The following is a 23,681-nucleotide window of genomic DNA, read 5'->3' as shown; positions in this document are numbered from 1 at the left end:
CCTCTCCTAGGTCGCCTGGGGTCGTTCAGCCTGCTCGCGTGGGGGTGGCGCGGCCCGCGCCGTGGGGGATGAATACGCGGGCCGCGCCAGTCTGTGGGGCGGGCCGGGGAGCGCAGGATTCTCCCCGGCCCGCTCAGGAGGAGGGCCCGGTGGGCCCCGCTCAGGAGGAGGGCCTAGTAGGCCCGCCGCCGACCGCGCCACCACATCAGGCCACCGCCGATGAGGAGGATGCCCGCAGCGCCGGCGCCCGCGGAGGACGCGATCAGCGTGGTGTTGCTCTCGGAACCCGTGAGGGCGTCACCGAGCTGGCTGCGGGTGGCCGCGTCGGTCTTGGCGGTCGCGCCGCGCGAGCCCTCGGTGGGCAGGGCCACGTACGGGAAGTACTTCTCGAAGGACTTGTCGTTCTTGTCGACCGCGTCGCCCAGGTCGTTCTTGGAACCGACCAGCTCACCCTCGACGACCTGGAGCGAGGCGTCGATCACGTCGTCGGTGAGGCGACGGCCGTTCGGGAAGCCCGCGTTGTCGCCGTCCAGGACACCGAGCCGCTTGGGGCTGGCGGTCGGCTTGATCGAGGTGTTGAGGCGCAGCTCCTCCGACGGCGTCACGTACGGCGGCTGGTTGAGGCCCTTGACGCCCTTCAGGAATACGTCGACGAGGTCGTTGCGCGGCTCGGCCGGCGCCTTGATCTTGTAGATCGCCTCTATGAGCTTCGGCAGCTCGGGGTTGGTGACGTTCTTCAGGAACTGGCCGTCGTCCTTGGGCTCGGACGCGTTGAACTTGTCCTTGTCCTTGATCGGGTTGACGACCTCGTTGACCAGCGGCATGCCGAGACGCGAGACCTGGGAGTAGTGGCCCTGGGCGTTCTCGCGCTGGGTCGTCGACCAGATGCCGACGATCGGCTGGTGCTTCGACTCGGCGATCATGTCGTTCGGCACCTGAAGCGCGATCGAGTTGACGTTGTAGCCCTTGAGCGTGTCGTTGCCGACCTCGGAGAGGTCACCGCCGTACAGCAGGTCGAAGACGCGCAGGTCCAGGAAGAACGGGTCGTCGGCCTGGCCCGCGAAGGTCTTGGCGCCGCTGGAGAGCTTGTAGATCGCCTGGTCGCGCAGCTTCGAGTAGTGCGGCATCGAGGCCTTGCCCACGTTCGACGGCGCCACCGGCACGTCGTCCGCGATCTTCGTCTCGTGCTCGACCTTCCCCTTCTTCGACTTGATGAGTTCGAGGTCGTACGTCTGCGTGATGTTCAGGTCGGCGTCGTCCAGGCTCTCGACAACGCCCGTGTTGTAGAGGAACGTCTTCTTGTTCTTCACGTGCGTCTTGAAGGTGTAGCGGAAGGTCAGATCCTCCTTCGCGTCACCGTTGTTGTCGATGTGCAGGTCGTACTGGGCGTCCTCGGCGAACGGGAAGAAGTTGGGACCGCCGGCCGGCTCCTCGAAGGGGATCCAGTTGGCGACGATCGTCGTCGTGTCCGGGTGGTCCGGGCTGACGAAGGCGTACACGTCGGTGTTGTCGTACTGAGGGGTACCCGAGATGAGGGGGGCCTCGCGGTGGCTGGAGGCGTAGGCCGCCCCCGGCACCAGCGTGGCCACGCCGGCGGCTGCGAGCCCCCCGGCGGCCAACGCACCGCAGACGAGGGTCGCGACGCTCCTGCGTCCGTTGCCGCTCCTGGAGAAAGCTGTCATGCCGTCCGTCCTCTGTGCCAAGTTGCCTGACGGACAGTGATACGGAGCGGGGGGTGGGTTCGGATTGGTCGAATCCAAAAAACTTTTTCTTTCCTGCTCACCCGCGTTTTCGGCCCTTCGATACGTACCCCCCATCCGGAGGTGTGTTCGTTGCGAATGCCTGGTGTGACGGGGCGGTCCGGGTGTGGCGGCCGCAGAGAGGGGGACCGCATGGAGGCGGACGAGCTACTGGTGCTCGTGGCTGGGGGCGACCAGCAGGCATTCGAACAGCTCTACGGACTGGTGTCGGGGCCGGTGTTCGGGCTCGTGCGCCGGGTCGTCAGGGATCCCGCGCAGTCGGAGGAGGTCTCCCAGGAGGTGCTTCTGGAGGCCTGGCGCTCGGCCGGCCGGTTCGACCCGAGCCGGGGCAGCGCCCTCTCCTGGATCCTCACCCTCGCGCACCGCCGCGCCGTCGACCGGGTGCGCAGCGCCCGCGCGGCCGTGGACCGTGAGCAGCGCGAGGCGTCGCGGTATCACGACCCCGCCTTCGACCAGGTGGCGGAGGAGGTCGAGGCGGGTCTGGAACGCCAGTTGGTCCGTCGCTGCCTCGACCGGCTGACGGCGCTCCAGCGCCAGTCCGTCACCCTCGCCTACTACGACGGCTACACGTACCGTGAGGTGGCCGACCGGCTCTCGCTGCCGCTGGGCACGGTCAAGACCCGGATGCGTGACGGACTCACGCGGCTGCGCGACTGCCTGGGAGGTGCCGCATGAGTGTGCTCGGCCTGTTCCGCCGCGAGGACCTGCACTCGCTGGCCGCCCCCTATGCGCTCGACGCCCTCGAACCCGACGAACGCCGCCGCTTCGAGAAGCATCTGACGGGGTGCGACCGCTGCTCCGCCGAGGTGCGGGTGCTGGCCGAGGACGCCGTCCGGCTCGCCTGGTCCCAGGCGGCGCAGCCGCCGGCCGCCATGCGCACCCGGGTGCTGGCGGCCGTGCAGAGAACGCCGCAGGAGTTTTCCCGCGCGCCGGCGCGGGAGCGCGCGCCCCAACTGCCGCCGCACGTCTGGGGCACGCAGCCGCCGCCCGGACGCTCCCGTGCGCCCCGCGCGCGCCGCCCGCTGTTCGTGCCGTTCGCCACGGCCACCGCCGCCGCGGCCCTCGTCGTCGCCTCGCTCTTCGCGGTGCAGGCGGGCCGCACGCAGGACGAGCTGAACGCCGAGCGCGCCCAGGCGCGTGAGATCGCGCACGTTCTCGCAGCTCCCGACGCTCGGGCGAGCACCGGGAAGGACGCGCAGGGCCGCAGTATCGGCGTGATCGCCTCCGCCGGGGAGGGACAGGCGATCGTCACCCTGAGCGGATACGCGAAGCTGCCCACCGGACAGGTGCATCAGCTGTGGCTCATGCGCCCCGACGCGCAACCGCGCTCCCTCGGGCTCTTCGACGGCGACACGCCCTTGGTCGCCACCGGTCTCGACAAGGTCGCGACATCACTCGCTGTGACCGTCGAGCCCGACGGGGGATCACCACAGCCCACTACCCAGCCAGTTGTCCAACTCGCCCTGAAATCGGTTGGATTCGGAGAGTGATCGGAGAGGGGTCGTCAACCCCCTTACGGGGAAGGTGAATCCTGTGAGCTCGATACACGTGTGCCTCGACGGGGCGATAGGGTTACCCTGCCCGGGCCGGGTGGACTCGTACGGGTGGGGAGTGACATGGAACAGATAACGATGCACAGCAGGGCGCGGGTCCCTGCGATCACCTGCGGGAGCAGCGCGACCAGTTCGCGCCTCGACCGCCATCTCTCGGTGCTGGCGGGCCCCGCCATACCGCAGCGCGAGACGCTCGAGGCGACCTCGCTCATGCGGGAACTGACCGCGCGTGAGCCCGCGCGTGGCCACGGTCCCAAGACGACGCGGGCACGGGTGAGCCGCGTCTCGCTCTTCGCACCGCTGCGCCGACTGCGGCGTTCGCTGTTCGGAGGCAACAAGCACTGACCGGTCGGCGCGTTCTCACGTACTGAGTCCCGCGCTCAGGCGGCCACACCGTCCCGGCGCAGCGCTGCGATCTCCTCGTCCGTCATCCCCACGGCACGCAGCAATGCTTCGGTGTGTTCCCCGAGCGCGGGCACGTCTCCCATTCGTGCCTCCGTCCCGCCCGGCAGCGTGATCGGCGGCAGCAGTGCCCGCAGCGGCCCGACCGGCGTCCCCACCTCCCGCCACCGCTCGCGGGCCGCCAGCTGCGGATGTTCCGCCAGTTCGTGCAGATCCCTCAAGCGTGCGCACGCGATGCCCGCGCCCTCCAGCCGCCCGAGCGCCTCGTCGGCGTCCAGGGCGCCCAGCGCCCCGGCCACCAGCGCGTCCGTACGCTCCCGGTTCACCACTCTCGCCGCGTTCGTCGCGTACGCCGGATCCGTCCCCAATTCGGGTCGGCCGACCACCTGTTCGGCCAGCCGTCGCCACTCCCGGTCGTTCTGCACGGACAGCAGCACCCGGCCGCCGTCGGCGGTGGCGTAGGCGTCGTACGGCGCGATCACCGCGTGCGCGAGACCGGTGCGGGCCGGGGCGGCGCCGCCGTGCATGGTGTGGTGCAGCGGATGCCCCATCCACTCCGCGAGCGCCTCCAGCATCGACACCTCCACCGGTCCGCCCCGCCCGGTGGTGCCCCGCCGCACCAGCGCCGCCAGGACGCCCGAGAAGGCGTACATGGCCGCCGCGATGTCCGCCGCCGGGATTCCCGCCTTCACCGGCCGCTCCGGCGTCCCGGTCACCGACACCAGCCCCGCCTCGCACTGCACGAGCATGTCGTACGCCCGCTTGTCCGCGTACGGCCCGCTCGCCCCGTACCCGGAGATGTCGACGGCGATCAGCCGCGGATGTGCCGCGCACAGGGTGGCCGCGTCCAGACCCAGCCGGGCCGCCGCCCCCTGCGCGAGGTTCTGCACGAACACGTCCGCGCCGGCGATCAGCCGCCGTACGACGTCCTGGCCGCGCGGGTCCTTGAGGTCCAGCGCGATGGACTCCTTGCCCCGGTTGCACCACACGAAGTGCGAGGCGAGGCCGGCGGCGGCCGTGTCGTAGCCACGGGCGAAGTCACCGCCGTCGAGCCGTTCGACCTTGATCACCCGGGCGCCGAGGTCGGCGAGCTGCCGGGTGGCGAACGGGGCCGCGACCGCCTGTTCGACGGCGACGACGGTGAGGCCCTCCAGGGGCGGCGGCAGCGGCGGGGGGCTCTGGTCCATGGGGTGGATGCTAGATCAGGGCGAACTGGCCCTCCGGGCCCTCCTCGTGGTGGTCGAGGACCGTCGCCGGGTGCCGGGCCGGGTCCGGGACCGGCAGGACGCCCGCCGCGCGCAGTTCGCTCGCCGTGATCGTGTCCGGCACCGTGAACTCCTCCTGCCGGGCACGCGCTTCCGCGAACAGCGCCGACACCGTGATCAGTTCGAGGAGTTCGGACGTCCAGGCCTGCGGCCAGGTCTTCGGGCGGATCGCGGACAGGGTGTCCGGCTCGGGCTCCGCCGTCCGGGCCGCGAACCACTGCTCCAGGACGCGGACCCCGCCCGCCGCGAAGTCCCAGGCCGCCGGCGGGACCGGGGAGACCCGGCCGCCGTCGAGGTGCAGGGTCTCCTCGTCGCGGTCGTAGTGCAGCGTCAGCGGCCGGCCGGTCAGCGGGGCGCGGACATAGGGGCGGCGGCCGCCGGGGAGCCGGGGGCGGTCGCCGTCCCTGCGCAGCAGCCACAGGGCGCGGCGGCCCAGCTCCACGCCGCGGGCCCACAGCCCGGGGTCCCGGGTGAGCGGGACGGTCAGGTCGGGGCGGACGGCGGTCAGGGTCCAGGCCAGGAAGTCCACCGGATCGGGGGAGTGGCCGAGATGTTCCAGCAGGCCGGGCGCCAGGTTGGGTTCCGCTCCGCCGGGGCGCCGGTACAGCGGGCGGACCCGGCCGGGGCGCGTCAGCGGGATCAGGGAGGTCGCGAGCAGGGGCGGGCCCGGTGGGGACGGCGTCTCCACCACGAAGACCTGGTGCTCGTCCGCCACCCGCCACAGCTCCGGGCGGGCCGCGTCGATCAGCCGGTGGTCGGGGATGAGCCAGTGCTCGTCGAAGGGGGCGGCCAGCACCCGTACCGGCTCCGGGCAGGGGCCGAAGGCGCGGACGAGCTTCTCCGTGCCGCCGAGGTGGCCGGGCAGTTGCCCGACCGCCGTGTGCAGGGTGCGTGAGCGCGTCGGCTCGAACAGGGCCTCGCGGACCGGGCCCTCGGCCTTCAGCAGGGCGTCCCAGCGGGCTTTCAGGGAAGCCGGGTCGGGGTCCGTCGGCCACCCCCGGCCGAGCCGCGGCGGTGCGACGGACCACGGCATGAGGTCCGCCAGCGGCGGAGCGTCGTCGGGCGTCACGCTGGGCATCGTACGACGGGTCGCCCGCGGCCGGTCACGTCGCGTCGAGCGTGACCGAGAAGGAGAAACGGTCACCCCGGTAGTGGATGACGGCCACGTCGAGGACCCGCCCGCCGGTGTCCTGGATGACGCCCGTGTAGTGCAGGATCGGGCTGAGCAGCGGGACCCCCAGCAGCCGGGCGGTCTCCGGGTCGGCCAGCCGGGCCTCGACCGTGTCCGTGATCCGGCTGATGTCCACGCCCGCGAGGTCCCGCAGCACCTTCGTCATGGGCCGGCGGACCAGGTCGTCGGGGTCGATCCGGGCGGCGAGTTCGGGACGGACGTAGTTGCGGGCGTGGTTGGTCGGCTCACCGGTGTTCTCGTCGCTGCGCAGCCGGTGGTACGTCGCCACCTCGGCCAGGTCGGGGAAGTGCTCGGCGACTTCGGCGGGGACGGCCGTACGGCCGTGGCCGAGGAGCTCCGTCGTCATGGCGGACTGCTGGGCCACGATCGCGTCGACCGAGCCCAGCAGCCGGACCGGAGCGCCCCGCCGCGCGCTCGGCTCGATGAAGGTCCCGCGCCGGCGGTGCCGGCTGATCAGCCCCTCGTCCTCCAGCTCCTTCAGCGCCTGGCGCATGGTCAGCACGCTCACCCCGTAGTGACCCGCCAGCTGCTCCTCGGTGGGCAGCCGGAGCGGATCCTGTGGCGAGCGGCCGAGTATCGAGGCGCGCAGCGACTGCGACACCTGGTACCAGAGCGGCAGCTTGCGGGTGAGGACGATCGAGTCCGGGGCGAAGGAGGTCACGGGCTATCCGTACCGGTCGACAACGTTCAGTGCAATGTTCCGTCGGACGGACGGAAGTGGCGTTCGAGGCCCTGCCAGACATCGTCGTAGCGCTGCTGGAGGTGGTCCGCCCGCGCCGCGTGCGGAGTGAGAGCGATCGGCCAGCGGGTCTCGAACATGAACGCCAGCCCGTCGTCGATCTTCTGCGGCCCCAGCTCGGCGGCGCTCGCCCGGTCGAACGTCTCCCGGTCCGGGCCGTGCGCCGACATCATGTTGTGCAGCGATCCGCCGCCCGGCACGAAGCCCCCCTTTCCGGCCGTCTTGGCGTCGTACGCGCCCTCGATCAGGCCCATGTACTCGCTCATCACGTTCCGGTGGAAGTACGGCGGCCTGAAGGTGTCCTCGCCGACCAGCCAGCGCGGGGCGAAGACCACGAAGTCGACGCCGGCCAGACCGGGGGTGTCGGACGGGGCGGTCAGCACTGTGAAGATCGACGGGTCGGGATGGTCGTAGGAGATGGTTCCGATGACATTGAAACGGCGCAGGTCGTAGACGTACGGCACATGGTTGCCGTGCCAGGCGACCACGTCGAGCGGGGAGTGGCCGTACGTCGCGCTCCAGAGGTGGCCGCAGTACTTGTTGACCACCTCCACCGGGCCCTCGACGTCCTCGTACGCGGCGACGGGCGCGCGGAAGTCGCGGGGGTTGGCGAGGCCGTTGGCGCCGATCGGGCCGAGGTCGGGGAGGCGGAAGGGGGCGCCGTAGTTCTCGCAGACGTAACCGCGGGCGGAGGCGTCCAGCAGGTCGACGCGGAAGCGGACCCCGCGCGGGATCAGCGCCACCTCGCCGGGCTCGGCGTGCAGCTGTCCGAACTCCGTGCGCAGCAGCAGTCCGCCCTGCTCGGGGACGATCAGCAGCTCGCCGTCGGCGTCGCTGAACACGCGTTCCATGGAGGCGTTCGCGTGGTACAGGTGCACGGCCATGCCGGTGCGCTGGGTGACGTCGCCGTTGCCGCCGAGGGTCCACAGGCCGCGGAGGAGGTCCGTGCCGGCCGGCGGTTCGGGCAAGGGGTCCCAGCGCAGCCGGTTCGGGTCGGCGACCGTCTCCGTGAAGGGGCCGGCGCGCAGGGCGCCGTCGTCGACGCGGGTGAACGCCGGGTGCGCGGCCGACGGGCGGATCCGGTAGAGCCACGAGCGGCGGTTGTGGGCGCGCGGCTCGGTGAACGCCGTACCGCTGAGCTGCTCCGCGTACAGGCCGAGAGGCGCGCGCTGCGGCGAGTTGCGGCCGTCGGGCAGGGCCCCCGGAACGGCCTCGGAGGCGTGCTCGTTGCCGAACCCGGAGAGATAGGCCAGACCCTCGGCCGTCTTGCGTGCGTCCCCGCTGCTCATGATCGCTCCTTCCGGCGCCCCGCGGGTGCGCCTGCTGATTCCTATGCATCACCGTAGGATTGCGATTTCCCCGGCGCAAGAGGTGCGCGGGTCCTCCTCCTGGAGGACGATCAAGACGGCCGGAACCAGACCCCAGGGGGATCCGCGTGTCGGTGCGTTGTTCTACGCTCCCCCGCATGTCGTGGACGCGCGGAAGCCTCGCCGTGCCCGCGGTCTGTGTCCTGCTGCTGACCGGATCCGCGGGCTGTGGCACCAGTGATGCCCATGAACGGGGGGAGGCGACGACCGCGGTGTCGGTCGCCCCCTCGCCGGTGGGCAAGGTCCTGAAGGACACGGACGACGAAGGGCGGCACTACCGCGAGGTGGAGAAGAAGGGGGCACCCGAGGTCGGTGTCGAGGTGGAGCCCGAGGCCGACGGCAGCTGGGACGTCCGTCTGAAGGTGGAGAACTTCCGGTTCACGCCGACCGCCGCGAAGGCGGGGGCGGCCCACGGTCGCGGCGCCGCCCGGCTCTACGTGGACGACCAGCCGGTGGCCGACCTGCGCACCCCCTCCTACCGCATCCCGGCCGGCTACCTCCCGCACGGCACCCACCAGGTCACCGCGCGGCTGTACGCGGACGACGGCACGGTGTGGGCGGTGGACGGCAGGCCGGTGGAGAGCACGGCGTACATCACGGCGTCGGAGCCCTCCCCCTGAGTGCCCTTCCCCGAGTGCCCCTCCCCGAAGAGCCCCCGTTGAGTGCATCAGGCATCTTTCTCCGTACCGAGGGGTGAGGTTCACCCCGCCGCGACGGAAAGGCATCATGAGCTCCGTGCCCCAAGCGACATCGCTCCGTCGTGCGCCCGTGCAGCGGCGCAGTGCCGAACGGCTGACCAGAATCCTCGACGCCTGCGCCGACCTGCTGGACGAGGTCGGCTACGACGGCCTGAGCACTCGGGCCGTCGCCGAGCGCGCCGCCGTCCCCATCGGCTCCGTCTACCGCTTCTTCGGCAACAAGCGGCAGATGGCCGACGCGCTGGCCCAGCGCAACCTCGAGCGCTACTCCGAGCGCGTCACCGAGCGGCTGAAGGGGGCGCGCCGGGGCGACTGGCGGGCCGCCATGGACGCCGTGCTCGACGAGTACCTGGCCATGAAGCACACCGCGCCCGGGTTCTCCCTCGTCGACTTCGGCAACCAGATCCCGGTCGGGGCCCGGCACGCGGAACCCAACCACCGGGTCGCCGACCGCCTCACCGACCTGCTCTCCGACTATCTCGTGCGCGAGCCCGACGAGGACCTGCGCCGTACCTTCCTGATCGCCGTGGAGACCGCGGACACCCTCGTCCAGCTGGCCTTCCGGGTGGATCCGGAGGGCGACCCCAAGGTGATCGACGAGGCGCGGGAGCTGCTGCGGGCGTATCTGGCGCGGAGCCTGGACTGAGCCGTCCGGCACGGGTGCCGGAACGAGCCGCTCGCGAGTTTGCGCCGTCACCCCGAGACCCCTCCCCTCCGTTCATACCGGTCGGTATGCTCGGTGGCAGCCCGTGCGTCATCGCTGCCGCCACGCTCCAGGAGGACCCGTGTCCCGCACCGCCCTGCGAATCTGCCCGTTGTGCGAGGCCACCTGCGGGCTGACGCTCACCATCGAGGGGACGAAGGTCACCGGCGCCCGCGGCGACCGGGAGGACGTCTTCAGCAAGGGCTTCATCTGCCCCAAGGGCGCCTCCTTCGGTGCCGTCGACGGCGACCCCGACCGGCTGCGGACGCCCCTGGTGCGCCGGGACGGCGAGCTGCGCGAGGCCACCTGGGAGGAGGCCTTCGACGCCGTGGCCGCCGGGATCCGGCCGGTCGTGGAGCGGTACGGGGCGAACTCCGTCGGCGTCGTCCTCGGCAACCCGAACGTGCACACCATGGCCGGCGCGCTCTACCCGACCGTCCTGATCGCCGGCCTCGGCACCCGCAGCCTGTTCACCGCCTCCACGGTCGACCAGATGCCCAAGCACGTCTCCAGCGGACTGCTCTACGGCGACGCCAACGCGATCCCCGTGCCGGACCTGGACCACACCGACCACCTGCTGCTCATCGGCGCCAACCCCCTGGAGTCCAACGGGAGTCTGTGCACCGCCGCCGACTTCCCCGGCAAGCTCAAGGCGCTCAAGGCCCGCGGCGGCACCCTCACCGTCATCGACCCGCGCCGCACCCGCACCGCGAAGCTCGCCGACCGGCACATCGCGATCCGGCCCGGCACGGACGCGCTGCTCCTCGCCGCCATGGCCCAGGTGCTCTTCGAGGAACGCCTCGTCGATCCCGGCGCCTCGGCACCGCACCTCGAAGGTCTCGAGGAACTCGCGGAAGCCGTACGAGACTTCACCCCCGAAGCGGTCACCGCCGCCTGTGACGTGGACGCCTCGCTCATCCGCGCCCTGGCCCGCGAACTCGCCGCCGCCCCCACCGCCGCCGTCTACGGCCGCATCGGCAGCTGCACGGTCCCCTACGGCACCCTCGCCAGCTGGCTCGTCGACATCCTGAACATCCTCACCGGCAACCTGGACCGGCCCGGCGGCGCGCTCTTCCCGCAGGCCGCCACCGACCGCACCCCCCGGCCGGCCGGCCCCGGCCACGGCTTCCGGCTCGCGCGCTGGCACTCCCGGGTGAGCCGGCACCCGGAGGCCAAGGGCGAACTGCCGCTGTCGGCGCTCGCCGAGGAGATCGACACCGTGACGGAGCAGGGCGAGCCGGTCCACGCCCTCGTCGCCGTGGCCGCCAACCCCGTCCTGTCCGCCCCGGACGGCGACCGGCTCGACAAGGCGCTCGGCTCCCTCGACTTCATGGTCAGCGTCGACCCCTATCTGAACGAGACCTCCCGCCACGCCGACGTGGTGCTGCCCCCGCCGCCGCCCTCGCAGAGCCCGCACCACGACTTCGCCTTCAACACCCTCGCCGTGCGCAACCAGGTCCGCTACAGCCGCCCGGCCGTCCCGCTCGAGCCCGGCCGGATGGCCGAGACCGAGATCCTCGCCCGGCTGACCCTGGCCGCCACCGGGATGCACGGCGCCGACCCCTCCGCCGTGGACGACCTGGTCATCGGCCAGACCCTCGGCAAGGCGGTGAAGGAGCCGCACTCGCCCGTGCACGGCCGCGACCCGCATGAGCTCGCGGCACAGCTCACCGGCGAGACCGGTCCCGAGCGCCGGCTCGACATGATGCTGCGCCTGGGCCCCTACGGCGACGGCTTCGGCACCCGCCCGGACGGACTCGGCCTCGCCCGGCTGCTCGCCCACCCGCACGGCATCGACCTCGGGCCGCTGCGCCCCCGCCTGCCTCAGCCGCTGAAGACGCGCAGCGGGCGGATCGAACTGCTGCCGCAACCGATCGTCGACGATCTCCCGCGGCTGCGGGAGGGGCTGCGGCGGCAGCCCGACGAGCTCGTCCTGGTCGGCCGGCGCCATCTGCGGTCCAACAACAGCTGGATGCACAACGTCCCCGCGCTCACCGGCGGCACCAACCGCTGCACCCTGCACATCCACCCCGAGGACGCCGAGCGGCTCGGTGTGGTCGACGGCGCGCCGGTACGGGTGAAGGGCGCCGGGGGAGAGGTGACCGCACCCGCCGAGGTCACCGACGGCGTGCGCAGGGGCGTGGTCAGCCTGCCGCACGGCTGGGGCCACGACCGCCCCGGCACCCGTCTCAGCCATGCCGCCACCGACCCCGGCGTCAACGTCAACCAGCTCCTCGACGGCAGCCTGCTGGACCCGCTGTCGGGCAACGCGGTTCTCAACGGAGTGCCCGTGGAACTCACCGCCGTGGTGGCCCGCTGACCTGAGCAAAGCTGTGACCTGGACTTTTGCGCTTATTGCTCGCACGTCAACGTCTTGTTAACACCGTTTGAACGGACCTAACGTCGACCCACCGCTCACCCCCAGGTGGGATGTTCAAGGGCGAACGTTAGGTATCCACTCATGCTGACCATCCTCGGCTTCGCCATGATCGCGACCTTCCTGGTCCTGATCATGCTGAAGAAGATGTCGCCGATCGCGGCGCTCGTGCTGATCCCGGCACTGTTCTGTGTCTTCGTCGGGAAGGGCGCCAAGCTCGGTGACTACGTCATCGACGGCGTCACCAGCCTCGCCCCCACGGCGGCGATGCTCATGTTCGCGATCGTCTACTTCGGTGTGATGATCGACGTCGGTCTCTTCGACCCGATCGTCCGGGGCATCCTGAAGTTCTGCAAGGCCGACCCGCTCCGCATCGTCGTGGGGACGGCGCTGCTCGCCGCGATCGTGTCCCTCGACGGCGACGGCTCCACCACGTTCATGATCACCGTCTCGGCGATGTACCCGCTGTACAAGCGCCTGAAGATGAGCCTGGTCGTGATGACCGGTGTCGCGGCGATGGCCAACGGCGTGATGAACACGCTGCCCTGGGGCGGCCCGACCGCCCGTGCCGCCACCGCGCTGAAGCTCGACGCCAGCGACATCTTCGTGCCGATGATCCCGGCGCTGGCCGTGGGCCTGCTGTTCGTCATCGCCCTCTCCTACGTGCTCGGCCGCCGTGAGCGCGCCCGGCTCGGCACCCTGACGCTGGACGAGGTGCTGGTCGAGGAGCAGGAGACCGAGACGGTCCTGGTGGGCGCCGGCGGCTCCGGCGACGGCAAGACCCCTGTCCGCACCGGCGGTTCGGGCTCCGGCTCCGGCACCGACGCGGCCGCGCGGGACGCGCTCGGCCACGCCGACGCCGACGAGGACGACGACGACTTCCAGGGCCTCGACCCGCACCGGGCCACCCTGCGCCCCAGGCTGTACTGGTTCAACGCGCTGCTCACGGTCGTGCTGCTCACCTCCATGATCATGGAGTGGCTGCCGATCCCGGTGCTGTTCCTGCTCGGCGCCGCGCTCGCCCTCTCCGTCAACTTCCCGCACATCCCGGACCAGAAGGCCCGGCTGGCCGCCCACGCCGACAACGTCCTCAACGTCTCCGGCATGGTCTTCGCCGCCGCCGTCTTCACCGGCGTCCTCCAGGGCACCGGCATGGTCGACCACATGGCCACCTGGATGGTGGACGTCATCCCCGCGGGCATGGGCCCGCACATGGCCCTCGTCACCGGCGTCCTGAGCCTCCCGCTCACCTACTTCATGTCGAACGACGGCTTCTACTTCGGCGTCCTGCCGGTCCTCGCCGAAGCCGGCGCGGCGCACGGCGTCTCGCCCCTGGAGATGGCCCGCGCCTCGCTCGTCGGCCAGCCCCTGCACATGTCGAGCCCGCTCGTCCCGGCCGTCTACGTCCTCGTCGGCATGGCCAGGGTCGAGTTCGGCGACCACACGAGGTTCGTGGTCAAGTGGGCCGCCCTCACCAGCCTGGTGATCCTCGGCGCGGGCATCCTGTTCGGGATCATCTGAGCCACCCATGGAGGAACTTGTGAGGCCCGGCGGGAACCGCGGCTGGCTGCTCCGTCTCGTCATCGCCTTCGGCTTCGCGCAGGGGGCGGTGTCGATGGCCCGGCCCGCCGTCTCCTACCGGGCCCTCGCACTGGGCGCGGACGAGCGGGCGATCGGCGTCATCGCGGGCGTGTACGCGCTGCTGCCGCTCTTCGCCGCCGTACCGCTCGGCCGGCGCACCGACCACGGCCGCTGCGCGCCCCTGCTGCCCGTCGGGGTGGTCCTCATATCCGGCGGCTGTGTGCTGAGCGGTGTCGCCGGCTCGCTCTGGACGATGGCCCTGTGGAGCGGGGTGATGGGCCTCGGCCATCTCTGCTTCGTCATCGGCTCGCAGTCGCTGGTCGCCCGTCAGTCCGCGCCGCACGAACAGGACCGCAACTTCGGCCACTTCACCATCGGCGCCTCCCTCGGCCAGCTGGTCGGCCCGATCGCGGCCGGAGCGCTGATCGGCGGCGCCGACATGGCGGCCGGCAGCGCACTGGCCCTGCTGGTCGCGGGCGCCGGCTGCGCGGTCGCGTTCACCTCGCTGTGGCGCATCGAACACCGCGACACCGCGCCCAAGTCCCGTACGGAGCAGGGCGAGCGGGTCCCCGTGGGCCGCATCCTGAACGCGCGGGGCGTCCCCGCGGGCATCCTCATCAGCCTGTCCGTGCTGTCCGCGACGGACATCCTCACCGCCTATCTGCCGGTGGTCGGCGAACACCGGGGCATCGCGCCGGCTGTCGTCGGCGTCCTGCTCAGCGTCCGGGCGGCGGCCTCCATAGCCTGCCGGCTCGTCCTCACCCCCCTGTTGCGGCTGCTCGGCCGGACCCCGCTGCTCACCGTGACGTGTCTGCTGGCCGCCCTGCTGTGCGCCGGGATCGCCCTGCCGGTGCCCGTCTGGGGACTGGGCGTGATCCTCGCGCTGCTCGGCTTCTGCCTCGGCGTCGGGCAGCCGCTGTCCATGACGACCGTCGTCCAGGCGGCGCCCGACGGCGCCCGTTCCACCGCCCTGGCGCTCCGCCTCACCGGCAACCGGCTCGGCCAGGTCGCCGCGCCCGCCGCCGCGGGGCTGGTGGCCGGGGTCGCGGGGGTGGCCGCGCCGTTCGTGATGCTGGGGGCGCTGTTGCTGGTGTCGTCGGGGGTGGCGGTGCGCTCGCGGGGGGACGGCGGAGCGGGGGCGGCCGTGCCGCGGCGCCGGTCCGGATCGGGGTTGCGCCGGTCGAGCGATGTCTGACGGCGCGTCGGGCGGCGCTCCCACAGTCGTGGACGCCGATGTGAAAGAGAGTCAGGTGCAAGAGCGATTTGTATGAAAATCGTCCTGACTCGGAGGAATGCGCATGTCCAGCTCGACGCTCCCGTCCGCCCTCGGCTCCCGCCTCGGCGTCACGGCCCTCACGGTGCTCGCCGCGGCGGGGTTCACCTGCCTCTCGGCACCGTCCGCCGTGGCCGTGGGGGAGGCCGGTGACATCAGGATCCACCGCGAGCAGGTCCCCCCGGGCGTCTCGAAGGACGACCCGGTGGCCTGCCGCTTCTACCTCGACGCCGCCAACTTCGGCGAGCTGCCGACCGTCGCCTACACGATCAAGGCGCGGCCCCCGGCCCCCGACACCGCCACCGTCTCCGGCAACATCACCCTGACCCAGGGCGCCGGGCACACCGACATCCTGGGACTGGCCGAGGGGTCGTACACGCTCGAGTGGACCATCGCCGGGGACATCCCGATCACGCCCAAGGTGAAGGTCTTCAAGATCAACTGCCCGGAGGGCCGGCGCGACGGGAACGGGAGCCCGAACCGGCCGATCACCGACGACGGCCGTGAAGCCGGCGGGCCGAACGGCCAGAACGGCGGCGGCCAAAATGGCGGCGGCCAGAACGGTGGCGGTCAGAACGGCACCGCGCTGAACGGCACCACGCAGAGCGGCGGTGGTCAGGACGGCGCCGCGCAGAACGGCACCACGCAGAACGGCACCACGCAGGGCGCCGGCGGCCGGGAAGGCGGCACGCAGGGCGGCTCCGCCTGGAGCGGCGAGAAGGGCGGCCCGGAGGGCGGCGTGCACGCGGGCGGCGGCGGCCTCGCCGACCCCTCGCAGGCCTTCACCCCGCTGGCCGGAGCCGCGGCCGTCGGACTGGTGGCCGTCGGCGGAGTCGCCTACTTCCGGCTGATCCGCCGCCGCGCCCATGGTGCCGCGTAGGCGCACACGCAGGCCCTGGCACCGGACCCGCGCCTACCGCCTCACCAGGACGGCCGTGCTCGCGGTCGTCCTGGTGACGGTCGGCGTCCGGTGCGGAGGACACGACGGCCCTGCGACGGCGGCCGGGGCCGGGGAGGTGGCGTCCGGCGGGGCGCGGGCCGTCCTCGCCCTCGGGGGCGACGCCGACGAGGAGGACCGGACGGCGGGGAAGAAGGCGTCCGAGAGCCCGGGCCCCCCTCCCCGCCCGCTGCCCCGGTCCCCGGCGACCACCCTGCGGGTGCCCTCCCTGGGCATCGACGCGCCGATCGTCCCGCTCCGGCTCGGCCCGGACCGGCACCTCGGGACGCCCCCGCTCGACCGGCCCAAGCTGGTCGGCTGGTACGGGGGCGGCCCCACACCGGGGGAGCGGGGCACCGCCATCGCCGTGGGCCACCGCGACACCAAGACCGGCCCGGCGGTTTTCGCGGGCCTCGCACGCGTGGCCCGGGGCGCCCGCATCGAGGCCCGGCGCGCCGACGGACACACGGCCGTCTACACCGTGGACCGGGTGCGCGTCTTCGACAAGGCCACCTTCCCCGACAAGGAGGTGTACGGCCCGACCCGCCGCCCCGAACTGCGCGTCCTCACCTGCGGGGGCCTCTTCCGGCACGCGACGGGATACACCAGCAACGTCGTCGTCTTCGCCCATCTGACGGCGACCCGCTGACCCGCCGCCGGGCCGCGCCGGTGTCCGCGGCCCGCGGCCGGCGCCCGCTGAATCAGGCAGTCCGGTTTCTCACCTGTCGGACGGGAGCGTCCGATCCGGGCGTGTCTCTTCCCCCGGGCGCACACAGTCCGTTAACTTCCGTGACTCACAAGCCCCGTTCGACCCGCACGGGGCAGGTCGGACAGCGGAGCACCGGCCGGGCCGGCCCGGCACACGAGTCCCCGGGGACACTTCTCATGACACGCGCCATCTCGTTGCACGACGTCAGCAAGGTCCACACCCGAGGCGTCCGGGTCGTGGACCGGCTGTCGCTGGACATCGCGCCCGGCGAGTTCCTGGTCCTGCTGGGCCCTTCCGGCTGCGGCAAGTCCACCGTGCTCCGCATGATCGCCGGCCTGGAGCACATCACGGAGGGCGAGTTACGGCTCGACGGCGAGTACGCCAACGACCTGGCGCCCTCGGGGCGGGACATCGCGATGGTCTTCCAGAACTTCGCGCTCTACCCGAACATGACCGGCCGGGACAATATCGGCTTCCCGCTGCGCATCGAGGCCCCCGGCGCCGACCCGGGCCCCCGCGTGGACGCCACCGCCCGGATGCTCGGCATCGAGGACCTCCTCGACCGCTTCCCCGGCCAGCTCTCCGGCGGCGAACGCCAGCGCGTGGCCATGGGCCGGGCCATCGCCCGGCACCCCTCCGCCTTCCTGATGGACGAGCCGCTGTCCAACCTCGACGCCAAGCTCCGCAACCATCTGCGGGCCGAGATATCCAAACTGACCCGGCATCTGGGCGTCACCACGGTCTACGTCACGCACGACCAGGCCGAGGCCATGTCGCTCGGCGACCGGGTCGCCGTACTGCGCGGCGGCGTCCTCCAGCAGGTGGGCACCCCGCGGTCGGTCTACGCCCTGCCGCGCAACGTCTTCGTCGCCGCCTTCATCGGCACCCCGCGCATCAACCTTCTGCGCGGCCTGGTCCGCGCCCCGCTCGACGGAGCCATGACGATCAGCCTCGGCAAGCAGGCGCTGCGGCTGCCCGAACCCCACTGCCTGGACCACAAGCTGCTGCGGGTGCAGCAGGGCCGCGAGGTGATCGTCGGACTGCGTTCGGAGGCGGTCCGTATCGCCACGCCCGCCGACGCCCGGCCCGGCGAGACGCACATCACCGGTCTGGTGGAGCACGTGGAGTTCCAGGGCCACGAGGTGCTCGTCCACTTCAACACCGGCTCCCGGCTCGCGGTCGTGCCGGAGCTGGAGGCGCCCCGCCCCGTCCAGCGGCCGCCCCGGCGGCGCCGTCGCGAGGGCGGGGTCCTGGGCCGGCTGCGCAAGGGTGCGGGTGGCCTGCGGTCCGGTGCGGTCGGCGTCCTGGACGACCCGGCGGCGCAGGAGGGGCCGCCCGCGTCCCCGGAGGCCCGCCCCCTCGGCGACCTCGTCGTGCGGACCACGCCCGACTTCGACCTCCGGCACGGGATGCAGGTGCCGCTCCTCGTCGACATCGCCCATCTCTTCGTCTTCGACCAGCACGGCGAGCGCATCAGCCCGGCTCCGGCCCGGCTGCCGGACCTCGACGAGTGAGCGGGCGTCCCGAGCCGTCCGCGGTCCGGGGCCGGTCGTCCCGCGCGTTCTCCGTCCTGAATCCGCCGTCCTCTGGTGCCAGAAAACTAACAGCGCTAGTTTAGGTCGCGGACGACGAGGCCCGCCCGAAGGGAACGCGATGAAGGCACATGACGGCATCTATCTCGACGGCGCCTGGCGCCCGGCTGCCGGCCGGGATGTGATCGAGGTCGTCGACCCGGTGGACGAGCAGGTGATCGCCCGGGTCCCGGCGGGCGACGCCGTCGACGTCGACGCCGCCGTACGGGCGGCCCGCGCCGCCCTGCCGGGCTGGTCCTCGACCCCGCCCGCCGAGCGCGCCGCCCGCCTGACCGCGCTCCGGGACGTCCTGGCGGCCCGCAAGGACGAGATCGCCGAGACGGTCACCGCCGAACTCGGCTCGCCCCTGGCCTTCTCCCGGGCCGTCCACGCGGCCGTGCCGATCGCGGTCGCGGGCACCTACGCCGAGTTGGCCGCGACCCACTCCTTCGAGGAGAAGGTCGGCAACTCGACGGTGTTCCAGGAGCCGATCGGCGTCGTCGGCGCCGTCACCCCCTGGAACTACCCGCTGCACCAGATCGTCGCCAAGGTCGCCCCGGCCCTCGCCGCGGGCTGCACGGTGGTCCTGAAGCCCGCCGAGGACACCCCGCTGACCGCCCAGCTCTTCGCCGAGGCGGTCCACGAGGCGGGCGTCCCGGCCGGCGTCTTCAACCTGGTCACCGGCCTCGGCCCGGTCGCCGGCCAGGCGCTCGTCGAGCACCCCGGCGTCGACCTGGTGTCCTTCACCGGCTCCACGGCCGTCGGCAGGCGGATCGCTGCGACGGCGGGCGCGGCCGTCAAGAAGGTGGCCCTGGAACTCGGCGGCAAGTCCGCCAACGTCATCCTGCCGAGCGCCGACCTCGCCAGGGCGGTCAACGTCGGCGTCGCCAACGTGATGTCCAACTCCGGCCAGACATGCAGCGCCTGGACCCGGATGCTCGTCCACCGCGACCGGTACGACGAGGCGGTCGAGCTCGCCGCGGCGGCGGCCGCCAAGTACGCCGACCGCATCGGCCCCGTCGTCAACGCCGAACAGCGGGCCCGGGTGCGGGGTTACATCGAGAAGGGCGTCGCCGAGGGCGCGCGGCTGGTCGCGGGCGGCCTCGAATCCCCGCACGAACAGGGCTACTTCGTCAGCCCCACGGTCTTCGCCGACGTCACCCCCGACATGGCCGTCGCCCAGGAGGAGATCTTCGGCCCCGTCCTGTCCGTCCTGCGCTACGAGGACGAGGAGGACGCCCTGCGGATCGCCAACGGCACCGTCTACGGACTCGCGGGCGCCGTCTGGGCCGGCGACGAGGCGGAGGCGGTCGCCTTCGCCCGCCGGATGGAGACCGGCCAGGTCGACATCAACGGCGGACGCTTCAACCCGCTCGCGCCGTTCGGCGGCTACAAGCAGTCGGGCGTCGGCCGTGAACTCGGCGCCCACGGCCTCGCCGAGTACCTCCAGACCAAATCCCTCCAGTTCTAAGGGAGTCACCCGAACATGGCTGTCCGCGCCGCCGTACTCCCCGCCATCGGTGCTCCGTTGGAGATCACGGAGATCGACCTTCCGGACCCCGGCCCCGGCCGGGTCCGCGTCCGGCTCGCCGCCGCCGGAGTCTGTCACTCCGACCTGTCCCTGTCCGACGGCACCATGCGGGTGCCGGTCCCCGCCGTCCTCGGGCACGAGGGCGCGGGCACGGTCGTCGCCGTCGGCGAGGGAGTCGAACACCTGGCGCCCGGCGCCGACGTCATCCTCAACTGGGCTCCTTCCTGCGGAAGTTGCCACCCCTGCACGCTCGGCGAGGTGTGGCTGTGCGTGAACGCCCTCAACGGGGCCGCGGAGGTGTACGCCCGCACGACGGACGGCACGGACCTGCACCCCGGGCTGAACGTCGCCGCCTTCGCCGAGGAGACCGTCGTCCCGGCCTCCTGCGTGCTGCCCCTGCCGGACGGCATCCCCCTCACCGACGCCGCCCTCCTCGGCTGCGCCGTCCTCACCGGCTACGGCGCGGTCCACCACTCCGCGCAGGTCCGTCCCGGCGAGACGGTCGCCGTCTTCGGCGTCGGCGGAGTCGGCCTCGCCACCCTCCAGGCGGCCCGGATCGCCGGCGCCTCGACGATCGTCGCCGTCGACGTCTCCCCGGAGAAGGAGGAACTGGCTCGGGCGGCCGGCGCCACGGAGTACGTGGTCGCCTCCGACCGGACCGCCCGCGAGATCCGCGCCCTCACCGGCAAGCAGGGGGTCGACGTGGCCGTCGAGTGCGTGGGCCGCGCGGTCACCATCCGGACGGCCTGGGAGTCGACCCGGCGCGGCGGCCGCACCACGGTCGTCGGCATCGGCGGCAAGGACCAGCAGGTCACCTTCAACGCCCTGGAACTCTTCCACTGGGGCCGCACCCTCGCCGGCTGCGTCTACGGCAACTGCGACCCGGCGAAGGACCTCCCGGTCCTCGCCGACCACGTCCGGGCGGGCCGGCTGGACCTGAGCGCCCTGGTGACGGAGCGCATCGCCCTGGAGGACATCCCGGGCGCCTTCGAGAACATGCTGGCGGGCAAGGGAGGACGCGCACTGGTGCTGTTCTGACGGCGCCCCCGCCCGTCCGGCGGCGATCCCGCCCGCCCGGCCTCGTTCCGGCGACGATCCCGCCCGCCCGGCCTCGTTCCGGCGACGATCCCGCCCACCCGGCCTCGTTCCGGCGACGATCCCGCTCGGCCTCGGCCCGCTCGGTCCCGGCCCGCTAGGGCTCGGCGAGCAGGGGCGCGGCCCCGCTCCGGCAGCACAGCGCGCTGGGGCGGTGCGGGCCGGGGCGGCGGCCTCAGTCCGTCCGGACAGCGGCCTCAGCCCGCCCGCACGGTCTCTGCCGAGCTGGGCGTCCTCGCCCCGTCCGGGGGCCGACCTCCTGGTCAGGCCCCCGGCTTCGGAACATCCACCCGCGCCGCGTCCGTCCCCTGCGTTGCGTCCGCCGCCGCGTCGGCCGTCTGCGTCGGCGGCGTGCGGGGCCTCGACCGCGACACGGCCACTCCCGCCAGACACAGCGCGCCACCGGCCAGGGTGAGCAGCCCCGGCACCTCGCCCAGCGCCAACCACGACATCAGGACGACCAGTGCGGGTACCGCGTACGTGGTCGCGCCCATGCGGCTCGCGGTCGTCCGGGCCAGGGCGTACGCCCATGTGGTGAAGGCGAGGGCGGTCGGGAAGACGCCCAGGTAGACCATGTTGAGCGTCGCGGAGACCGGCGCGTCGGCCGCCTCGTGGACCAGCTGCCCCGCGAACGGCAGACAGACCACCGTCCCGATGACACATCCGAACGTCGTCACCTGGAGCGCGGTCGCCCGGCTCAGGGCGGGCTTCTGGGCGACGACCCCGCCCGCGTAACCGAACGCGGCAAGCAGACACAGCACCACCCCGAGCACCGACGATCCGCCCTCGCCCGACATCGACAGCCCCACCGCGACCGCGCCCGCGAACGACACCGCCATCCCCGCCAGCAGCCGCGGCGGCATCACGTCCCCGAGCAGCCGCGCGCCGAGCAGGGCGATGAGGATCGGCCCGATGTTCACCACCAGGGCCGCCGTGCCCGCGTCCACCTGCTGCTCGCCCCAGTTGAGGACGACCATGTAGAAGCCGAACCACAGCACGCCCGACACGGCGATCCCGCGCCAGGCGGCCCGCGGCGGCCACCCCGCGCGCCGTACGGCGCAGATGACCCCCAGCACCAGCGCCCCGGAGGCCAGCCGCCCGAGCGCCAGCGCCCCCGGTGAGTAGGCCCCGCCCGCACTGCGGATCGACACGAAGGCCGAGGCCCACAGCACGACGGTCACGGTGGCCGCACCGGCGGCGAGCAACTCTGTACGACGTTCGGTACGCCGGGGGCTGTTCATCATGCTCCTCAGGCTAGGAAGAAGGGCGGGTCGAAGCTCGCGGATTTCGGACGTCAGCGCAGCGCCGCCGCCTCGATGCCCAGCAGCTCGGCCAGCGCCCGTTCGCCCGCCACCGTCACCTTCACGGCCCGCTCGGAGCCGATCCGCACGCACCATCCCGCGTCGAGGGCGTGCCGGCACAGGGCCGCGCCCGCCGCACCGGCCAGGTGGGGGCGGCGCTCGGTCCAGTCGAGGCAGGCGCGGGCGAGCGGCCTGCGGGTCGCGCGGTCGAGCGCGATGCCGTTGCCCTCGAACCACCGCAGCCCGGCCTCGGTCAGCAGGAACCCGGTGGCCCGTTCCCTGGTCGGAGCCGTCGGAGCCGCCGAGGCCGCCGGTGTCGTGGGTCTGCTCGCGTCCAGCCCCGCTGTCGCTGCCGCTGTCGCTGCCGCTTGCGCTGCCGGTACGGCTGTCGCTTTCGTCCCGGCCCCGCCGGTCCGCCCTTCAGGCTCACTCGCCGCGCTCAGCAGTCCGTGGGCGGTGAGCGCGTCGGTGACGGCGATGCCGAGCCGGCCGGCGAGGTGGTCGTAGCAGGTCCGGCCCCGGGCCATCGCCGATCCCGCGCTCGCGGCGCGCAGGGTGCGCGGTCGGTGGGCGCGGTGCGGGGCGACCTGGCCGGCCAGGTCCTCCACGAGCTGGGCGACCCGGGTGTCGGCGAGCCGTACGTACCGGTGCCGCCCCTGACGTTCCTCGGCCAGCAGTCCACCCCCGACCAGCTTGCCCAGGTGCTCGCTCAGCGTCGACGGGGCCACTCCCGCGTGCCGGGCCAGCTCACCGGCGGTCCACGCCCGCCCGTCGAGCAGCGCCAGCAGACAGACGGCCCGCGTCTCGTCGGCGACGAGCGCGGCGAGGGCGGCCAGCCCCGGCGCCCGTACGTCCCTGTCGTTCCCGGTGTCCGTGATGCTCACGTGTTCCAGCATGCGCGACGGACAGTTCGGTGGCCGCCGAACCGTGCTAGGGCAGCTGCTCGAACTGCTGGGAGAGCCCGTCCAGCAGTGCCGTCAGCCCGGTCTCGAACGCCCGCTCGTCGATCTTCTCCTGCTGGTCGGCGAGGAGGTGGGCCTGTCCGAGGTGCGGGTAGTCGGCGGGGTCGTAGGCGCTCACGTCGTCGACGAATCCGCCGGCGAACGAGCCGAGGGCGGATCCCATGACGAAGTACCGCATCAGCGCGCCGATGGAGGTGGCCTGCGCGGGCGGCCACCCGGCGCGGACCATCGCGCCGTACACCGCGTCGGCGAGCCGCAGCCCGGCGGGCCGGCGGCCGGGGCCTTGGGCGAGCACCGGGACGATGTTCGGGTGGTCGCGCAGGGCGGCGCGGTAGGAGACGGCCCAGTCGTGCAGCGCGGTCCGCCACTCCCGGCCGTCCTCGAACATCGACAGGTCTACCTGCGCGCTCACCGAGTCGGCGACGGCCTCCAGGATCTCGTCCTTCGTGCGGAAGTGGTTGTAGAGCGAGGGTCCGCTCACCCCCAGCTCGGCGGCGAGCCGCCGGGTGGAGACGGCCGGCAGGCCCTCCGCGTCCACGAGCGTCCGTGCGGTCTCGACGATCCGGTCGGTGCTGAGAAGGGGCTTGCGCGGTCGGGCCATGGCGCACATAGTAGGGCTGCACAGCGTAAACTAGCAGTGCTAATTTAAATGCGAATGACGAAGC

21 protein-coding genes are annotated in these 23,681 nt (G+C 72.6%); 13 read left to right on the top strand and 8 right to left on the bottom strand.

The window, feature by feature from the left end; genetic code table 11:
* Positions 1 to 173: 173 nt before the first annotated feature.
* Complete coding sequence (locus tag ABT070_RS21115) at positions 174 to 1,682, bottom strand: DUF4331 domain-containing protein (protein ID WP_351762758.1); 1,509 nt, start codon at positions 1,680 to 1,682, stop codon at positions 174 to 176.
* Between the two features lie 210 nt (positions 1,683 to 1,892).
* On the opposite strand from ABT070_RS21115, the gene ABT070_RS21110 reads away from it, so the two are divergent.
* From ABT070_RS21110 to ABT070_RS21100, 3 genes are all read left to right on the top strand, one after another.
* Positions 1,893 to 2,435, top strand: a complete 543-nt coding sequence (locus tag ABT070_RS21110) for a sigma-70 family RNA polymerase sigma factor (RefSeq protein ID WP_351762755.1) — start codon at positions 1,893 to 1,895, stop codon at positions 2,433 to 2,435.
* On the top strand, positions 2,432 to 3,250 hold the full coding sequence (locus ABT070_RS21105) for an anti-sigma factor (RefSeq protein WP_351762752.1): 819 nt from the start codon (positions 2,432 to 2,434) through the stop codon (positions 3,248 to 3,250). The genes ABT070_RS21110 and ABT070_RS21105 overlap by 4 nt, the downstream gene beginning before the upstream one ends.
* Before the next feature lie 126 nt (positions 3,251 to 3,376).
* The gene (locus ABT070_RS21100) at positions 3,377 to 3,658 is read left to right on the top strand and encodes a hypothetical protein (RefSeq protein WP_142269556.1); all 282 of its coding nucleotides are present in this window, start codon (positions 3,377 to 3,379) and stop codon (positions 3,656 to 3,658) included.
* Positions 3,659 to 3,693: 35 nt separating this feature from the next.
* Here ABT070_RS21100 and ABT070_RS21095 read toward each other — a convergent pair whose 3' ends face one another.
* The 4 genes from ABT070_RS21095 to hmgA are packed head-to-tail and all read right to left on the bottom strand — an operon-like array spanning position 3,694 to position 8,200.
* Positions 3,694 to 4,902 carry a CaiB/BaiF CoA transferase family protein gene (locus tag ABT070_RS21095; protein ID WP_351762749.1) on the bottom strand — a complete coding sequence of 403 codons (1,209 nt, stop codon included), beginning with the start codon at positions 4,900 to 4,902 and terminating at the stop codon, positions 3,694 to 3,696.
* A gap of 10 nt (positions 4,903 to 4,912) precedes the next feature.
* Positions 4,913 to 6,058, bottom strand: a complete 1,146-nt coding sequence (locus ABT070_RS21090; protein WP_351762746.1) for a type ISP restriction/modification enzyme — start codon at positions 6,056 to 6,058, stop codon at positions 4,913 to 4,915.
* Between the two features lie 25 nt (positions 6,059 to 6,083).
* Positions 6,084 to 6,833 carry a GntR family transcriptional regulator gene (locus tag ABT070_RS21085; protein WP_351762743.1) on the bottom strand — a complete coding sequence of 250 codons (750 nt, stop codon included), beginning with the start codon at positions 6,831 to 6,833 and terminating at the stop codon, positions 6,084 to 6,086.
* A gap of 26 nt (positions 6,834 to 6,859) precedes the next feature.
* Positions 6,860 to 8,200, bottom strand: a complete 1,341-nt coding sequence (hmgA, locus tag ABT070_RS21080) for a homogentisate 1,2-dioxygenase (RefSeq protein WP_351762740.1) — start codon at positions 8,198 to 8,200, stop codon at positions 6,860 to 6,862.
* Positions 8,201 to 8,376: 176 nt separating this feature from the next.
* Between hmgA and ABT070_RS21075 the strand changes: the two genes are divergently transcribed.
* From ABT070_RS21075 to ABT070_RS21030, 10 genes are all read left to right on the top strand, one after another.
* Positions 8,377 to 8,898, top strand: a complete 522-nt coding sequence (locus ABT070_RS21075) for a hypothetical protein (RefSeq protein WP_351762737.1) — start codon at positions 8,377 to 8,379, stop codon at positions 8,896 to 8,898.
* A 106-nt stretch (positions 8,899 to 9,004) separates the two neighbouring features.
* The gene (locus ABT070_RS21070; RefSeq protein ID WP_351762734.1) at positions 9,005 to 9,622 is read left to right on the top strand and encodes a TetR/AcrR family transcriptional regulator; all 618 of its coding nucleotides are present in this window, start codon (positions 9,005 to 9,007) and stop codon (positions 9,620 to 9,622) included.
* A 139-nt stretch (positions 9,623 to 9,761) separates the two neighbouring features.
* Positions 9,762 to 11,999, top strand: coding sequence for a molybdopterin oxidoreductase family protein (locus tag ABT070_RS21065; protein WP_351762731.1), 2,238 nt, complete (start codon positions 9,762 to 9,764; stop codon positions 11,997 to 11,999).
* Positions 12,000 to 12,140: 141 nt separating this feature from the next.
* Positions 12,141 to 13,577: a CitMHS family transporter gene (locus tag ABT070_RS21060; RefSeq protein WP_351762728.1), complete on the top strand. Its 1,437-nt coding sequence runs from the start codon at positions 12,141 to 12,143 to the stop codon at positions 13,575 to 13,577.
* 19 nt (positions 13,578 to 13,596) lie between these two features.
* Positions 13,597 to 14,832 carry an MFS transporter gene (locus ABT070_RS21055; protein ID WP_351762876.1) on the top strand — a complete coding sequence of 412 codons (1,236 nt, stop codon included), beginning with the start codon at positions 13,597 to 13,599 and terminating at the stop codon, positions 14,830 to 14,832.
* Positions 14,833 to 14,935: 103 nt separating this feature from the next.
* Positions 14,936 to 15,790 carry a hypothetical protein gene (locus ABT070_RS46275; RefSeq protein WP_502990175.1) on the top strand — a complete coding sequence of 285 codons (855 nt, stop codon included), beginning with the start codon at positions 14,936 to 14,938 and terminating at the stop codon, positions 15,788 to 15,790.
* Positions 15,777 to 16,496, top strand: a complete 720-nt coding sequence (locus tag ABT070_RS21045) for a class F sortase (RefSeq protein WP_351762725.1) — start codon at positions 15,777 to 15,779, stop codon at positions 16,494 to 16,496. Before ABT070_RS46275 ends, ABT070_RS21045 begins: the two co-directional genes overlap by 14 nt.
* Before the next feature lie 236 nt (positions 16,497 to 16,732).
* Positions 16,733 to 18,070, top strand: coding sequence for an ABC transporter ATP-binding protein (locus ABT070_RS21040; RefSeq protein ID WP_351762722.1), 1,338 nt, complete (start codon positions 16,733 to 16,735; stop codon positions 18,068 to 18,070).
* Positions 18,071 to 18,209: 139 nt separating this feature from the next.
* Complete coding sequence (locus ABT070_RS21035; protein WP_351762720.1) at positions 18,210 to 19,598, top strand: aldehyde dehydrogenase family protein; 1,389 nt, start codon at positions 18,210 to 18,212, stop codon at positions 19,596 to 19,598.
* Between the two features lie 15 nt (positions 19,599 to 19,613).
* Positions 19,614 to 20,696, top strand: coding sequence for a Zn-dependent alcohol dehydrogenase (locus ABT070_RS21030; protein WP_351762717.1), 1,083 nt, complete (start codon positions 19,614 to 19,616; stop codon positions 20,694 to 20,696).
* A 320-nt stretch (positions 20,697 to 21,016) separates the two neighbouring features.
* Here the strand turns inward: ABT070_RS21030 and ABT070_RS21025 are convergent, their stop codons facing one another.
* Genes ABT070_RS21025 through ABT070_RS21015 form a run of 3 tightly spaced genes read right to left on the bottom strand, consistent with a single transcriptional unit; the run spans position 21,017 to position 23,626 of the window.
* The gene (locus tag ABT070_RS21025) at positions 21,017 to 21,997 is read right to left on the bottom strand and encodes a DMT family transporter (RefSeq protein ID WP_351762714.1); all 981 of its coding nucleotides are present in this window, start codon (positions 21,995 to 21,997) and stop codon (positions 21,017 to 21,019) included.
* 50 nt (positions 21,998 to 22,047) lie between these two features.
* Entirely contained in the window at positions 22,048 to 22,950 is a 903-nt protein-coding gene (locus ABT070_RS21020) for an ArsR/SmtB family transcription factor (RefSeq protein WP_351762711.1), read from the bottom strand.
* Between the two features lie 34 nt (positions 22,951 to 22,984).
* Positions 22,985 to 23,626: a TetR/AcrR family transcriptional regulator gene (locus ABT070_RS21015; protein ID WP_351762708.1), complete on the bottom strand. Its 642-nt coding sequence runs from the start codon at positions 23,624 to 23,626 to the stop codon at positions 22,985 to 22,987.
* Between the last annotated feature and the right edge of the window lie 55 nt (positions 23,627 to 23,681).

The sequence above is a fragment of the Streptomyces sp. NPDC002884 genome (assembly GCF_040295245.1).
Lineage (GTDB): Bacteria > Actinomycetota > Actinomycetes > Streptomycetales > Streptomycetaceae > Streptomyces.
This window is presented reverse-complemented; position numbering and strand designations above follow the sequence as displayed.